Source organism: Streptomyces sp. NPDC004732 (assembly GCF_040609235.1).
Classification (GTDB): domain Bacteria; phylum Actinomycetota; class Actinomycetes; order Streptomycetales; family Streptomycetaceae; genus Streptomyces.
In genome coordinates, this window is record NZ_JBEXJR010000005.1 from 462596 (window position 1) to 476624 (window position 14029).

Sequence of the window (14029 nt, forward strand, 5' to 3'; positions counted from 1 at the left end):
CGATCTGGGCCCCACCCCGATCGGAGGCGGTGTCGTTTCCGGGGTCAGCCGAGGGCGTCGACGGCGATGCGGGTGATGTCCTCCGCGATCCGGTCCTCGCCCGGGGTGTCCGGGTCGAGGCGGGTCGTGTAGACGGAGATGACCAGGGGCGCCCGCTTCGGCGGCCAGGCGACGGCGACGTCATTGACCCCGCCGTAAGCAGGGGACCCCGTCTTGTCGCCGACCCGCCACCCCTTCGGGACCCCGGCCCTGATCCGCTTGTCGCCGGTGGTGTTCTCCAGGAGCCAGCGGGTGAGCTGGCCGCGGTCGAGCGGGTGGAGCGCCTTGCCGAGGACGAGCGCCCGCAGGTTCGCCGTCATCGACGCCGGGGTCGTCGTGTCCCGCCGGTCGCCGGGGATGTTGGTGTTGAGGTCGGTCTCCCACCGGTCCAGGCGGGTGCGGGAGTCGCCGATCGAGCGGGCGAACTCAGTGATGCCGGAGGGCCCGCCGATGCGCCGCATCAGCAGATTGGCGGCCGCGTTGTCGCTGTACGTGATGGTCGCGTCGCACAACTCCCTTACGGTCATGCCGGTTTCGAGGTGCATCTCGGTGCGCGGCGAGTGCTCGACGAGGTCGTCGTGCCCGTACCTGATCAGTACGTCGAGCAGCCCCGGCTCCCGCTCCCGCGCCCGGCGCAGGATCGCCGCGGCGGCCAGGACCTTGAACGTCGAGGCGATGGCGAAGCGTTCGTCCGCGCGGTAGGCGACCACGGCGCCGGTCCCGGTGTGCAGGGCGTGCACGCCGATGCGGCCGGGATAGCCGTCTTCGAGGGCGCGCAGGCGGCGCAGGGTCTCGGGGGAGGTGCCGGTGGCGGTAGCCGAGGCGGCGGAGGCCTGTGCGCTCGCGGTGCCGGAGACCGAGAGGAGCACGGGGGTCGCGGCCGCGGTGCCGAGGACCGTTCGACGGGATGCGGATAACGTCATGATCCCGACGGTACCGGCAGCGGGTTCCTGGACGCCGCCGTGATCACCTCGTCCAGGACGTCGCGGGCCCGCAGCAACTCCGCGACCTGGCGGTCGATCCTGGCCCGCTCCTCGGTCAGCTCGTCCACCAGCCAGGGCGTGGCGGAGGCGGAAGGACCGCCGTCCTTGTCCCGCATGCACGGCAGCAGTTGGTAGATCTTCGCGCTGCACAGGCCCGCCGCGAACAGCTCCTGGATGTGGACGACCCGGTCCACCGCGAAGTCCGGGTAGTCGCGGTGACCGCCCGGGGTGCGGTCCGCGTACAGCAGGCCCTGCTCCTCGTAGTAGCGCAGGGACCGCACGCTCACAGCGGTACGCTTCGCCAGCTCGCCGATCCTCATGCCCGTGCTCCTTCGGACTTGAAACTCACACCGGTGTCAGCTTCTACCGTTCCTGCATGACGAACACCGATCTTCTCGCGCCCTATTCCGCAGGCCCCATCGGCCTCCTCGCCAACCGCATGGTGATGGCTCCCATGACCCGCGCCCGCGCCGCGGAGGACGGCACGCCGCTGCCGGTCGTCGCCGACCACTACGCCCAGCGGGCGGGCGCGGGACTCATCGTCACCGAGGGCATCTGGCCCAGCAGCCGTGGCCAGAGCGGCTGGCGCTACCCCGGGCTGCAGACCGCCGCCCACATAGCGGGGTGGCGGCGGGTCACCGATGCCGTGCACGCCGCGGGCGGCACGATCTACGCGCAGCTCATGCACGGCGGCCGCAACGGCCACCCGCTGGCCCGCATCGACGGCGACCTGCCGCTCGCGCCCTCCGCCGTGACCCCGCCCGGCCACGCGCACGGCCCGGACGGCACCAAGCCCGACTACGTCGCGCCGCGCGAGATGACCCGTGACGACATCCGCACGGCGGTCCAGGACTTCGCGGACGCCGCCCGCAACGCCGTCGCGGCCGGGTTCGACGGCGTCGAACTGCACGGCGCCAACAGCTACTTGATCCACCAGTTCCTCGCGGACAACACCAACCTCCGCGACGACGAGTACGGCAGGGGCTCCGTCGCCGACCGCATCCGTTTCGCCGTCGAGGTCGTCCACGCCGTCGCCGACGCCATCGGCGCCGCACGCCTCGGTCTCCGGCTCTCGCCGGGCAACCCGCAGTTCGGCATGGCGGAGGCCGACCCCGGCCCCGTCTACCGCGCGCTGCTCGACGAGATCGACGGGCTCGGCCTCGCCTACCTCCACCTCACCGACAACGACCGCTATCCGGCCCTTGCCGACCTGCGGCCGCGCTGGCACGGCATCCTCATCGGCAACGTCGGCGAGAACGGCGACCCGACGACACGTGAGGCGGGCGAGGCCGTCCTCGCGTCCGGCCTCGCCGACCTCGTGTCGTACGGGCGCGGGTTCATCTCCAACCCCGACCTGCCCGCACGCCTCGCGGTGGGCGCGCCGCTCCAGGAGATCGACGCGGCCCACCTCTACACCAACGGCGCGCGGGGCTACACCGACTACCCTTTCCTGGCGCGGGAGCTGGTGTCCGCTCAGACCTCCACGAGCACCTGATCGAGCGATTTCCGTACGAGGTCGGGGACCCGGCAGTCCGGCGCCGGATACCCCACGGGGATCACCGCGAACGCCTTCTCGTTCTCCGGGCGGCCGAGCACCTGCTGCAGGAACCGCATCGGGCTCGGCGTGTGGATCAGCGCGGCGAGGCCCGACAGGTGCAGGGCGGACAGCAGCATCCCCACCGCGATGCCGACCGATTCGTCGACGTAGTAGTGCTTGTGCTTGGTGCCGTCCTCGCCCAGCCAGTACCGCTGCTGGAAGACGACGATCAGGGCGGGTGCGTCCGTCAGGTGCGGCTTCACCTCGTCCGTGCCGAGGGGGCGCAGGGCCGCGAGCCACTCCTCGCCGAGGCGGCCGTCGTACGAGATCTGCTCCTCGTGCTCGGCGGCCTCACGGATACGGCGGCGGATCTCCGGGTCCTGGACGAGGACGAACGTCCACGGCTGCTGGTGCGCGCCGGACGGTGCCGTCGCCGCGCACGCGATGGCGTCCCGCACGACCTGCGGGGGCACGGGGTCGGAAGCGAACTGGCGCACCGTCCGGCGTTCCTGCATCCGGTCCCTCAACTCGGCTGAGTGCGCAAGGGATTCGGCCGGGGGCATCCGGTCGGGGCGGTACGGGACGGAGCTGTAGGGCTCGCCGTGGATGGGGGTCCACTCTCGCTGCTGCTCGGTGTCATCAGACATGGTCCGATTCTGCTGCGGGGGACGGCGTCCGCGCCATGGTGCAGACCAATTGCGATCAGCTCCAGCCGGTCACGATCAGGGTGAGGCCCGCGGTGAAACCGGCGCCGAGCAGGGCGAGGTACAGGGCGTAGCGGCGCCGCAGGCGGTGGGCGAGGAAGCCGAAGGCGCCGAAGGCGAGGCCGACCGTGAGGGTGCGGGAGCCGCGGGAGAGGGCCGAGTGGGCCAGCCAGTCGGACGGGGCGACGTCGGCGCGGCCCGCCTCGCGTGCATACACCTTGAAGGGGATGCCGTTCCAGGGCTGGTGGCGGACGGCCGCCGCCGATTCGACGGCAAGCTCCTGCCGTACCTCGGCGCGCATCCGGTCCGTCGTCAGCGGGTGCGGCAACTGCACGCCCGCGGCTGCCAGTTGGAGGGCGAGCAGGCCACCGGCCAGGCTGCCAGCGAGCGCCGCGAGCGACAGCTTCAAGGCCCGGCGCGGCACCGCGACGCACGCGATCGCGAGGAACAGCTCCGGCATCAGCGGCCAGCTCAGCGCCTCCGCGCACGACCAGAGGAAGCCGACGAGCAGCCCCCGGCGGGAACCGGCGACCGCGGCGATCCGTTTGCGCGCCGCCGAGTCCGCCAAGGGCTCCTCCGTCGTACGCCGGTGCAGCGCCGCCACCGCGTCGCGGGCCTGCTCCGGGGTGGCCGATGCGGGCAGCGGCGCGCCGACCGCGACGCGGACCAGGGCGGGGCGGAGCCTGCCGTGCTTGGGCAGCAGCCGGTCCGTGCCCGCGATGGCCACCGGCACGACCGGGACGCCCGCGTGCTCCGCGAGGACGAGGGCGCCGCGGTGGAACGACCCCAGCTCCCCGTCCCGCCCACGGGTGCCCTCGGGGAAGAGGACCACGGCGCGGCCCGCGCGCAGCCCGTCGGCCCTGGTCAGGAGGTCGTCCATGCCGCCGCCCGTGCGGCGCACCGGGAAGCCCGCGGCGAGGCGGCTGCAGATCCGGCGCCGCCACGGCGAGGCGAACCAGTAGTCGGCGGCCGCGCCGATCGCGGGGGAGTGCCGGGCGTCCAGCGCGGCAAGCAGGGCGGCGGTGTCCGCGTGCGAGGAGTGGTTGGCGACGACCACGCAGCCGCCGTGCGGCAGGCGGCCGCGGCGTTCCACGCCGCCGGTGAGCGTGAGCAGGGTCCACCACAGGGCGCGGCGGAGGAGCGCTGCCACGGGGCTCCGCCCCGGACCCCGTTCCGCAAACGCCGGAAGGGCTGCATTCGTCGAGCGGAGACTCGCCGTCCTCACAACGTCACCACCATCGTCAGCAACAGCGCCACCAGCAACGAATCGATCCGGTCGAGCAGGCCGCCGAACCCCGGCAGCCAGCTCCCCGCGTCCTTCACGCCCGCCTCGCGCTTGACCATCGACTCCAGGAGGTCGCCGAGGACACAGCCGACGAGCACGGCGGCCCAGAGGACGGGGGTGAACGCGCCGACCGCGGCCAGCGCGGCGGCCGTCGCGGCGGCGGCTCCCGCGACTCCGGCCCAGGTCTTGTTGGGGGAGAGAGGGGACAGCGGGCGGGCGAGCGGACCCTTGCGGCCGAGCGCCGTGCCGCCGCACCACGCGCCCACGTCGCCGAACGCCACCGCGACGCCCACCGCGACCGCCGTGTCACCGAGCAGGACGAGGCCGCTCAGCGAGAGGGGGATCCACAGGAGCCCGAACACCGTGCGGCACGCGCGCGTGAAGCCTCCTCCGGCGTCTCCGGAGAAGAGCGCGACCGCGGCGGCGGCGATCAGGAGCGCACCGGCCGCCCGCAGGTCGAGGGCGCCCGGCGCGGCCCACGCGGCGCCGGGCACGGCCACCGCGGCGCCGCCGAGCACCGCACGCTCACCGCGGGGCAGCGCGGCCATCCGTGCGTACTCGCCGACCGCGATCACCCCGAGCCCGGCCGCGAGCGCGAACGCCCCCGCCCGCCCCACGAAGAACGCCCCGAGGAAGAGGGGCGCGGCAAGCGCCCAGGTCCGCCACCGCTTGCGCAGCTCCGCCCGCATCCGCACCCGCGAGGGCAGCGCCGCGACGGCGACCCCACCCACCCCGAGCACCCCGGCCACGACCGGCACGGCCCGCCCGGCAGCCATCCCCGCTTCCCCCGCAACAAAGGCCACACTCATCGCGCACCGCCCAGCCCGACCGGGCCCTCCGCGCCGTCGAGCTCGCGCCACAGCCGTGCCAGACGCAGGCCCGCCGTCAGTGCGGAGCCCGCCGCGAGCACCGCGAGGACCGGTACCGTCCACCCGGACGCCGCCGCCACCACGACCAGCGCACACCGCTCCGTCTTGCCGACCGGGCCGCCGTTCAGGCGCCCCGCGCCAGCCGCCGCGCCCGCGAGCGACACCCAGGACGGCAGCGTCGCGGCGAGGCCCGCCGTCGCCACCAGCCACAGCGGGGCCAGCGGCAGGAAGCCCGCGAGGACGATCAAGTCGGCCGCCCGGTCGCCCAGTTCGTTGAGGAGCGCGCCCCTGCGCGTCGTGCGGCCGGTGTCACGGGCCAGCGCGCCGTCGAGGTTGGCGAAGGCCAGGCGCGCGGCGAGGAGCAGCGCCACCAGCGGCGCCGAGAACCCGAAGGGCAGCCCGGCGAGTGCGGCGGCGGCGCCCGCCGCGCACACGACGCCCGCCAGCGTGAGGGTGTCGGGCGACACCTCGCGACGGACGAGCGCCGCACGCACGCCGGACAATTTGTCCGCGTACCAGGGCTTGAGAGCGTAGAGGCCGTTCATGGCAGTGACTCTGCCGTCGGCGGGCCGCGGGCAAATCGGGGTGCGTACTCAGATGCGGCCTGAGTACCGTGGGGACGTGAACACCCTGCGCAGAGCGCACACCAGTGATCTGACGGCGGCCGAACTGCGGGCCGCGCGCGCCCTGCTGGACGAGGCGTTCGACGGTGACTTCAGCGACCAGGACTGGGAGCACGGCCTCGGCGGCGTCCACGCCCTCCTGCACGATGCAGCGGGCACCCTGCTCGCGCACGGCTCCGTGGTGCAGCGCAGGCTCCTGCACAACGGCCGCTCCCTGCGCATCGGTTACGTCGAAGCGGTCGCCGTCCGCCCCGACCGGCAGCGGCAGGGCCTCGGCGGGCAGGTGATGGGCGCCCTGGAGCAGGTGGTCGACGGGGCGTACGAGCTGGGGGCACTGTCGGCCTCCGACGAGGGCGCGCGGCTCTACCTCGCGCGCGGCTGGCAGGAGTGGAAGGGCGCGGTCGGCACGCTCGGCCCGACGGGCGTGGTCCACATGCCGGAGGAGGAGCCCCCGCTGCTCTGGGGCGCGGACCTGGATCCGGCGCACGAACTCCTCATCGACTGGCGCGACGGGGACGTGTACTAGCCCCGGTCACCGGCTACTAGTCCTCTGGTTCGCGGTTGCCGCGCGGACGATCATCTTGCCCCGGTTCTCGCCCCGCAGCATCCCCAGGAACGCGTCCACGATCCCGTCGAACCCCTCCACCACGGTCTCGTCCAGCCCGACCCGCCCGCTCTGCAGATGCGGCACCACGAACTCGTACAGCTCCTCCTGCAGTTCGTAGTAGTCGCGCACGAGGAAGCCCTCCATGCGCAGGCTCTTCTCCACGATGTCGGGGAGGTTGCGCAGCGCGTAGGGCGCGCCCGTCGCGTTGTACTGGGCGATCGTGCCGACCCGTACGATCCGTCCGCGGTCGCGCAGTGAGGAGATCGCGGCCTCCAGGTGCTCGCCGCCCACGTTGTCGACGTACAGGTCGATGCCGTCGGGCGCCGCCTTGGCGAGGAGGTCGGCGGCCGGGCCCGCGTGGTAGTCGAAGACCTCGTCGTAGCCGACGTGTTCGGTGAGGTACGCCGCCTTCGCCGCCGTGCCCGCGCTGCCCACGAGGCGTCCCGCGCCCATGAGCCGGGCGAGGCGGCCGGTCGCCGTGCCGACCCCGCCCGCCGCCGCGGAGACGAACAGGTCCTGGCCCTCGCGGAGTTCGGCGATGCGGGTGAGACCGACGTAGGCGGTGAGGCCCGTGCCGCCGAGGATGCTCAGATGCGCGGAGAGCGGGACGCCGTCGAAGCGCGGCAGCCTGCGCACCTCGTCCGGGGTGACCACGGCGTGCGTGCGCCAGCCCTGCCGGTGGCCGACGAGGTCGCCCTCGGCGAGCGCGGGGTCGCGGGACTCGACGACGCGGCCGATGGTGCGGCCCTCCAGCGGGGCGTCGAGCGTGAAGTCGCCGTCCATCATTTCGCGGTGGTAGGGGTCGACGGACCAGTAGAGGCCCTCGACGAGGGCGGTGCCGGGCGTGAGCCGGGGGAGCGGGGACTCCACGAAGGCGAAGTGGGCGGGGGTGGGGAAGCCGTGGGGGCGGGAGGTCTGGTGCACGGTGAGTGCGGTCTCGGTCATGTCCGTGACCGTAGGCAGTAATGCGGCCGCGGGGGAGTGGGCCGCGCTCATGGAACGGTCCGTACCATGAAGATCCCTCATAGAAGCAGGTGAGACCGCTGTCCCGGACGACGCCCGCCGATCTCGCGCCGCACGAGCTCCGCATCCTGGTCGCCGTCGACCAGGAGCGCGGGTTCTCGGCGGCCGCCCAGGCCCTCGGCCTGACCCAGTCCGCGGTCTCGCACTCCATCCGCGGCACGGAGCGCAAGGTCGGCGCCGTGCTCTTCGACCGCGGCAGGAAGGGCGCGACGCCCACACCGGCGGGAGCCGCGGCGGCCGCGCACGCCCGGCGCGTGCTGCGGCTGCTCGACACGCTGGTCGCGGAGGCACGGGGCGCCGCGCGGGCGGCGGGCGGCCGGGGCGACGGAGATGCCGGGGGAGGCGTGACGGGGACGCTGCGCATCGCCGCGTTCCGCAGCGCCGCCCTGTACCTGCTGCCCGCCGCCCTGGGCCGCCTGGCCGCGAGCCACCCCGGGATCAGGCCCGAGGTGCGGGTGGTGCGGGAGCTGGGCGCGGGCACGGCAGGCGAGGTCGCCGAGGGGCGCGCGGACGTCGGGATCGCGACGCTCGGGTCCACCTCGCCGGTGCCCGCCGGGCTCGTCGGCGACGTACTCCTCGAAGAGCCCTACTCGCTGGTGCATCCGGCGGGCCACCCCGACCCGCGTTCGCTGCCGCTGGTGGACTGGCACGAGAACTGCGGCTCGTACACGCGGGAGTGGTGGGGGCGGCAGGACTGGATCCCCTCGGCGACCGTCCTGACCGAGGACGACGGAGCAGTGCTCTCGATGGTGAGCAATGGTCACGGCATGGCGATCATGCCCGCCCTCTCTCTGACCGGAGCACCGGACACAGTCGAGATCACTGATCTCGGAACGGTCCGCCCGACCCGCTCCGTGGGCTACGTCACCACCCCTGAGCTGGCTCATTCGGTAGCCGTCCGGGCCCTGATCCGCGAGCTCAGAGCGTCACGCGCGTGAAGGCCGTCTCAGATAGTAGGAAGTCCGAGTAACTGTGGAGACAGGCGCTCCGTTCTCCTTTAGCTTGGAAGAAGCCGAACGTCTCGCTCGATCAAGCGAATGGCGGTCGTGAGCCGGAGCCGCACGCAGGCGAACCCTGCCGCTCCATTGCTCCCCGCCTCTTCCGGCGTCTCGAATACACCCTTCCCTCAAGGAGTGGATCTCCCATGGCCGAGACGACCGCCCGCCGAGTCCGTCACACCTCCCGCACCAGCGACGCCGAGCGCAGGAACGCGGCCGCCGCCCTCCAGCGAGCCCTCGACCGCAGGGACAACGGCGGCGAAACGGGTCACTGAGTCCCGCGTACGACCTCGAAGTGGTCGATGCGCTCGCCGTTCTCGGCGAGCGCGGAGACCGAGAGCCTGGGGCGCGCCCCGGCCGTCACCTCGACCGCGAGGAACGAGAAGCCGGTGTAGCGCACCCGCGACCACTCCACGGTGTCCGGGTCGGGACGGCGTGACTTCGTCCAGTGGAAGGTCACGATGCCCTCGTGATCGTGGACGTTGCCCTCGTAGCTGTCCCGCACCCCGGGGCCGAATCCGTAGAGGTCCTTGCCCGCGCCGCCCGCGGTGACGTACACGATGCCGTCGCGCGTCGGATCGGTCGACGCGCCGACCGGCACGGGCTTGCCGACCTCGCCGCCCTTGATGGCGTCCGTGCGCTCGTAGACGTGGTTGTGGCCGTTGACGACCAGGTCCACCTGGTGCCTGGTGAACAGCTCGAGCCACGCGTCGCGCACCCCGCCGTCGGAGGCGTGCGTCGACGTGGAGTACATGCAGTGGTGGAAGAAGACCACCACGAAGTCGACGGTGTCGTCCGCGCGCAGTTCGCGCAGGCGCCGGCCGAGCCAGGCGGTCTGCCGCCCGTCCGTGTACCCCTTGTTGGCGGGGATCTCGTACGAGACGTCGTTGGCGTCGAGTGCGACGACGCCGACGTTTCCGTACCGGAAGGAGTAGACGCCCGGCGCCTTCTCCGGGTCGAAGCCGTTCTCGGGGAGCGACCAGCGGGCCCGCTGCCCGCCGTAGCCGTTCGGCGAGTACCAGGCCTCCATGTCGTGGTTGCCGGTGGTCACCATCCACGGCACCGACTTCGCGACGGACTCCGTCTGGGCGAGGAAGGTGTCCCAGACGCGCGCGTCGTAGGTGTCCGACTCCTTGCCGTGCCCGGTGGTGTCCGCGTAGCAGATGTCGCCCGCATGCAGGTGGAACGACGGGTTCTGGCCCAGGATCACCTGGTCGTTGGCGAGCGCGTGGTAGCTGACGCCCTGGTCGCCGAAGGCCGTGAAGACGAACTTCTCCGGCTGGGCGGGCGCGGTCCTGAACGAGCCGATCGTCGCCATCCGCCCGGGCGACGCCGGGTCGAAGCCGTCGTGGCCGACGCCGTAGTAGTACGTCGTGCCGGGCCTGAGGTCGTCGAGCGCTGCGTGCAGGTAGTACTGCTCGACCGCGGGCAGCTTCTTCGACAGCGACGGGGTGTGCAGGTCGCGCACCTCCGCCGCCACTTTCTGACCGAGGTCCCACGGCTCCGTGCCCACGCGTACGTAAGGGGACTTGACCGCGAGCGGGACCTGCCAGGAGATCCGCATCTGGGTCTGCGGGTCGGCGCCGAAGGCGAGGTGCCTGCCGAAGGGGGCCACCAGCCTGCCGTCGACCCGCACCGGCGCGGGCGGCGCGGCCAGGGGGTGTGCCGACGACGTACCCGCCCCGGCGGCGCCCGAAGTGCCGACCGCGCCCGAACTGCCGCCGAGCAGGGCCACCCCGCCGACCGCCCCCGCCGTCGCGAACGAGCCCGCGAGCACCTTGCGGCGGGAGAGCTTCCTGCGCAGGTACTCGTGCTGTTCGGGCATGCTCATCCGGGCCGCGAGCTCCTCCGGAATGCCGACGTTGGGAGTGTCCATGGCAGGAAACTTCCCAGCGGGGCCCAACTCCCGCCGTACGCCGGGATGAACAGCGGCTGTCCACGAGGCGTCTGTCCACGAGGCATCTGTCCACGAGGCGGGTGTCCGCATGACGGACACCGCATGTCATCCCGTGGGACGAAGAGTACGGTGCTTGCATGTCGGCCAGTTCTCGCAGCATCAATCTCGCAGTCATCCCCGGAGACGGCATCGGCCAAGAGGTCGTGGCCCAGGGGCTCAAGGTCCTCAACGCCGTGCTTCCGCAGGATGTGAAGCTCGAGACGGAGGAATTCGACTTCGGCGCCAAGCGGTACCACGCCACCGGTGAGACCCTCACCGACGCCGACGTCGAAGAGCTCAAGCAGCACGACGCGATCCTGCTCGGCGCGATCGGCGACCCCTCGGTCCCGTCCGGCGTCCTGGAGCGCGGCTTCCTGCTGAAGCTCCGCTTCCTCTTCGACCACCACGTCAACCTGCGGCCCTCGAAGCTGCTCCCGGGCGTCGCGACCCCCCTCAAGGGCCAGCCCGAGATCGACTTCATCGTCGTGCGCGAGGGAACCGAGGGCCCCTACACGGGCAACGGCGGCTCGATCCGCACCGGGACCCCGCACGAGGTGGCCACCGAGGTCTCCGTCAACACCGCGTTCGGTGTGGAGCGCGTGGTGCGCGACGCCTTCGCCCGTGCGCAGGCCCGCCCGCGCAAGAAGCTGACGCTGGTCCACAAGAACAACGTCCTCGCGTACGCCGGTCACCTCTGGACCAACGTCTTCAACCAGGTGGCCAAGGAGTTCCCCGAGGTCACCACCGACTACATCCACGTCGACGCCGCGACGATCTACCTCGTCACCGACCCCGGCCGCTTCGACGTGATCGTCACGGACAACCTCTTCGGCGACATCATCACCGACCTCGCCGCCGCCGTCTCCGGCGGCATCGGCGTCGCGGCCTCCGGCAACATCAACCCGAGCCGCGAGTTCCCGTCCATGTTCGAGCCGGTGCACGGCTCGGCCCCGGACATCGCGGGCCAGGGCAAGGCGGACCCGTCGGCGACGGTCCTCTCCGTCGGCCTCCTGCTCCGCCACCTCGGGTACGAGGCCGAGGCCGCGCGCATCGAGGAGGCGGTCTCCGCCGACCTCGCGGAGCGCGGCGAGACGGTCCGCAGCACCGAGCAGATCGGCGACGCGCTCGCCGTACGGGTAGCGCGCTGACCCGGTAGCTCGAAGATCGAACGGAAGCCGCCGGGCCGCGCAGGACAGCCCGGCGGCTTTTCGTATCCGGCCCCCGGGTGTCACGATCGACCCCCGGGCCGCAATCGTGCCGTTTCTCCCTCGGGACCCCGCGAGCGATAATCGAACGAGGGGCCGTGAAAGCAGCAGGGAAACTCGGACGTCCTAGTACTGGACGTTCGCATGTGAGCGCGGTCCGTCACCATCACACGTGAAGGACGAAGTACTCATGACGACGACGCCGACCATCGAGCTCAAGCCCTCCTCGACGCCACTGGCCACCGCCCAGCGCGAGGCGATCCTGGCCGACCCCGGGTTCGGCCGCCACTTCACCGACCACATGGTGACGATCAAGTGGACGGAGGGCCGCGGCTGGCACGACGGGCAGCTCGTGCCGTACGGCCCGCTCTCCCTCGACCCGGCGACGAACGTGCTGCACTACGCGCAGGAGATCTTCGAGGGCCTGAAGGCCTACCGCCAGCCCGACGGCACGGTGGCCACGTTCCGCCCCGATGCCAACGCCCGCCGTTTCCAGTCCTCCGCGCGCCGCCTCGGCATGCCGGAGCTGCCCGTCGAGACGTTCATCGAGGCGTGCGACCTGCTGGTCAAGCAGGACATCGACTGGGTCCCGGCGCACGGCGGCGAGGAGTCCCTCTACCTGCGCCCGTTCATGATCGCCACGGAGGTCGGCCTGGGCGTGAAGCCCGCCAACGAGTACCTCTTCGTCGTCATCGCCTCGCCCGCCGGTGCCTACTTCCCCGGTGGCGTGAAGCCGGTCTCGATCTGGCTCTCCGAGGACCGCGTGCGCGCCGTGCCCGGCGGCATGGGCGACGCCAAGACCGGCGGCAACTACGCCGCGTCGCTGCTCGCGCAGGCCGAGGCCGCGGCGAAGGGCTGCGACCAGGTCGCCTACCTCGACGCCGTGGAGCACAAGTGGGTCGAGGAGCTCGGCGGCATGAACCTGTACTTCGTGTACGGGAACAAGATCGTCACCCCGACCCTGACGGGCTCGCTGCTCGCGGGCGTCACCCGCGACTCGCTCCTCTCCGTCGCCCGTGACCTCGGCTACGAGTCGGAGGAGGCCCGCGTCTCCATCGAGCAGTGGAAGACCGACTCCGAGAACGGCACCCTCACCGAGGTCTTCGCCTGCGGCACGGCCGCCGTCATCACGCCCGTCGGCACGGTCAAGTGCAACGGGGGCGAGTGGCAGCAGAGCGGGGGCCAGCCCGGTGAGGTCACGCTGAAGCTGCGTGAGGCGCTGCTCGACATTCAGCGGGGTAAGGCGAAGGACCAGCACGGCTGGATGCACGAGCTCGGCTGAGGGCTTGGGCGGTGTCCACGGCAGCCCCGCGGTTTGCGCCTGCGGGGCTGTTTCGCTTTTGCTTTCGCTTTTGCTTTCGGGTGCGGGTGCTTTGTGGCTGGGCGCGCAGTTCCCCGCGCCCCTGGACGGCGGCTGCGCCTGCCGCCAGGGTCCCCGTGCCCCCGTGCCCCTGGACGATGGGTGCGGCGCTTGGGTGTCAGGCGGTGGTGAGGGTGAGGCTGCCCGGGGCCGCGGCGCAGGCCGCTCGGACTGCTGACGTCAGGTCGTCGCGTGTGGGGTCGGAGGTTGCCGCCCAGGCCTCCAGGGCCCGGTGGAACGCCGCGACCAGCAGGTCGATCGCCAGTCGTGCCCGCAGATCGCCCCCGCCCGGCAGGTCGAAGCGGCGCTCCGCCACGACGAGCGCCGCCCGGCTCGTGCGGTCGCAGAACGCGAGCCCGTGCGCGTCCATGGACGGCGTCACCGCCGCCAGTCGGCGGGAGAGCAGCACCCGCCCCGTCCACCCCTCCGTGGGCATCCGGTCCAGCGCGGCGAGCAAGGCGTCCCGCAGTACGTCGAACAGCGGCTGACCTGCGTCCGGTTCGATCCGCTCCAGCTCTTCCGTGAACGCCGTCCACAGGTCCTGGGTCGGCGCCATGGCCACGTCTTCCTTACTGGTGAAGGTGCGGAAGAACGTCCGCTTGCTGACGTCCACGGCATCGCACAGCGCGTCGAGCGTGACGCCGTCGAAGCCGCGCTCCGTGAAGAGGTCCAGGGCCGTGTCGACGAGTGCCTGGCGCGTCCGCAGCTTCTTGCGCTCCCGCAGGGGGAGCTGGTCGGGGTCCGTGGAGTCCATGGCGGAAGTGTAGACCGATTCTGCGCCAGGGGGGCGAATGCCCCTTGATGGCTTCTGCCACTCAGTGGCACTATGGCGGCGGCCGCTCGCCACCCCTGGTGTCCCC

The 14029-nt window shown here is 72.2% G+C and carries 15 protein-coding genes; 6 read left to right on the top strand and 9 right to left on the bottom strand.

Going from position 1 to position 14029, the window contains the following annotated elements:
* Window positions 1-44: 44 nt before the first annotated feature.
* Window positions 45-962, bottom strand: a complete 918-nt coding sequence (bla, locus tag ABZV77_RS17495; RefSeq protein ID WP_356257011.1) for a class A beta-lactamase — start codon at window positions 960-962, stop codon at window positions 45-47.
* The gene (locus tag ABZV77_RS17500; RefSeq protein ID WP_356257014.1) at window positions 959-1342 is read right to left on the bottom strand and encodes a MerR family transcriptional regulator; all 384 of its coding nucleotides are present in this window, start codon (window positions 1340-1342) and stop codon (window positions 959-961) included. Before ABZV77_RS17500 ends, bla begins: the two co-directional genes overlap by 4 nt.
* Before the next feature lie 56 nt (window positions 1343-1398).
* On the opposite strand from ABZV77_RS17500, the gene ABZV77_RS17505 reads away from it, so the two are divergent.
* Complete coding sequence (locus tag ABZV77_RS17505) at window positions 1399-2517, top strand: alkene reductase (protein WP_356257017.1); 1119 nt, start codon at window positions 1399-1401, stop codon at window positions 2515-2517.
* Here the strand turns inward: ABZV77_RS17505 and ABZV77_RS17510 are convergent.
* The 4 genes from ABZV77_RS17510 to ABZV77_RS17525 all read right to left on the bottom strand — a co-directional run bounded on the left by ABZV77_RS17510 (window position 2496) and on the right by ABZV77_RS17525 (window position 5962).
* Window positions 2496-3206: a nitroreductase family protein gene (locus ABZV77_RS17510; RefSeq protein WP_356257019.1), complete on the bottom strand. Its 711-nt coding sequence runs from the start codon at window positions 3204-3206 to the stop codon at window positions 2496-2498. The two genes, ABZV77_RS17505 and ABZV77_RS17510, sit on opposite strands and share 22 nt — an antisense overlap.
* Window positions 3207-3261: 55 nt before the next feature.
* Entirely contained in the window at window positions 3262-4413 is a 1152-nt protein-coding gene (locus ABZV77_RS17515; protein ID WP_356257022.1) for a lysophospholipid acyltransferase family protein, read from the bottom strand.
* Window positions 4414-4484: 71 nt separating this feature from the next.
* Entirely contained in the window at window positions 4485-5357 is an 873-nt protein-coding gene (locus tag ABZV77_RS17520) for a phosphatidate cytidylyltransferase (protein WP_356257025.1), read from the bottom strand.
* The gene (locus tag ABZV77_RS17525; protein WP_356257028.1) at window positions 5354-5962 is read right to left on the bottom strand and encodes a CDP-alcohol phosphatidyltransferase family protein; all 609 of its coding nucleotides are present in this window, start codon (window positions 5960-5962) and stop codon (window positions 5354-5356) included. Before ABZV77_RS17525 ends, ABZV77_RS17520 begins: the two co-directional genes overlap by 4 nt.
* A gap of 52 nt (window positions 5963-6014) precedes the next feature.
* Between ABZV77_RS17525 and ABZV77_RS17530 the strand changes: the two genes are divergently transcribed.
* Window positions 6015-6566, top strand: a complete 552-nt coding sequence (locus tag ABZV77_RS17530; RefSeq protein WP_356257031.1) for a GNAT family N-acetyltransferase — start codon at window positions 6015-6017, stop codon at window positions 6564-6566.
* A 6-nt stretch (window positions 6567-6572) separates the two neighbouring features.
* On the opposite strand, the gene ABZV77_RS17535 is transcribed toward ABZV77_RS17530, so the two are convergent.
* On the bottom strand, window positions 6573-7592 hold the full coding sequence (locus tag ABZV77_RS17535; RefSeq protein WP_356257034.1) for an NADP-dependent oxidoreductase: 1020 nt from the start codon (window positions 7590-7592) through the stop codon (window positions 6573-6575).
* A 98-nt stretch (window positions 7593-7690) separates the two neighbouring features.
* Between ABZV77_RS17535 and ABZV77_RS17540 the strand changes: the two genes are divergently transcribed.
* Both ABZV77_RS17540 and ABZV77_RS17545 read left to right on the top strand, forming a co-directional pair.
* Window positions 7691-8608 carry a LysR family transcriptional regulator gene (locus ABZV77_RS17540; RefSeq protein ID WP_356257652.1) on the top strand — a complete coding sequence of 306 codons (918 nt, stop codon included), beginning with the start codon at window positions 7691-7693 and terminating at the stop codon, window positions 8606-8608.
* 206 nt (window positions 8609-8814) lie between these two features.
* Entirely contained in the window at window positions 8815-8943 is a 129-nt protein-coding gene (locus ABZV77_RS17545; RefSeq protein ID WP_263398816.1) for a hypothetical protein, read from the top strand.
* Here ABZV77_RS17545 and ABZV77_RS17550 read toward each other — a convergent pair.
* A complete protein-coding gene (locus ABZV77_RS17550) occupies window positions 8937-10544 on the bottom strand; it encodes a metallophosphoesterase family protein (protein WP_356257038.1) in 1608 nt (535 codons plus the stop codon). The two genes, ABZV77_RS17545 and ABZV77_RS17550, sit on opposite strands and share 7 nt — an antisense overlap.
* A gap of 158 nt (window positions 10545-10702) precedes the next feature.
* On the opposite strand from ABZV77_RS17550, the gene ABZV77_RS17555 reads away from it, so the two are divergent.
* Complete coding sequence (locus tag ABZV77_RS17555) at window positions 10703-11752, top strand: 3-isopropylmalate dehydrogenase (protein WP_356257040.1); 1050 nt, start codon at window positions 10703-10705, stop codon at window positions 11750-11752.
* A gap of 247 nt (window positions 11753-11999) precedes the next feature.
* On the top strand, window positions 12000-13091 hold the full coding sequence (locus ABZV77_RS17560) for a branched-chain amino acid aminotransferase (RefSeq protein WP_356257043.1): 1092 nt from the start codon (window positions 12000-12002) through the stop codon (window positions 13089-13091).
* Between the two features lie 196 nt (window positions 13092-13287).
* On the opposite strand, the gene ABZV77_RS17565 is transcribed toward ABZV77_RS17560, so the two are convergent.
* The gene (locus ABZV77_RS17565) at window positions 13288-13923 is read right to left on the bottom strand and encodes a TetR family transcriptional regulator (protein WP_356257046.1); all 636 of its coding nucleotides are present in this window, start codon (window positions 13921-13923) and stop codon (window positions 13288-13290) included.
* Window positions 13924-14029 lie beyond the last annotated feature (106 nt).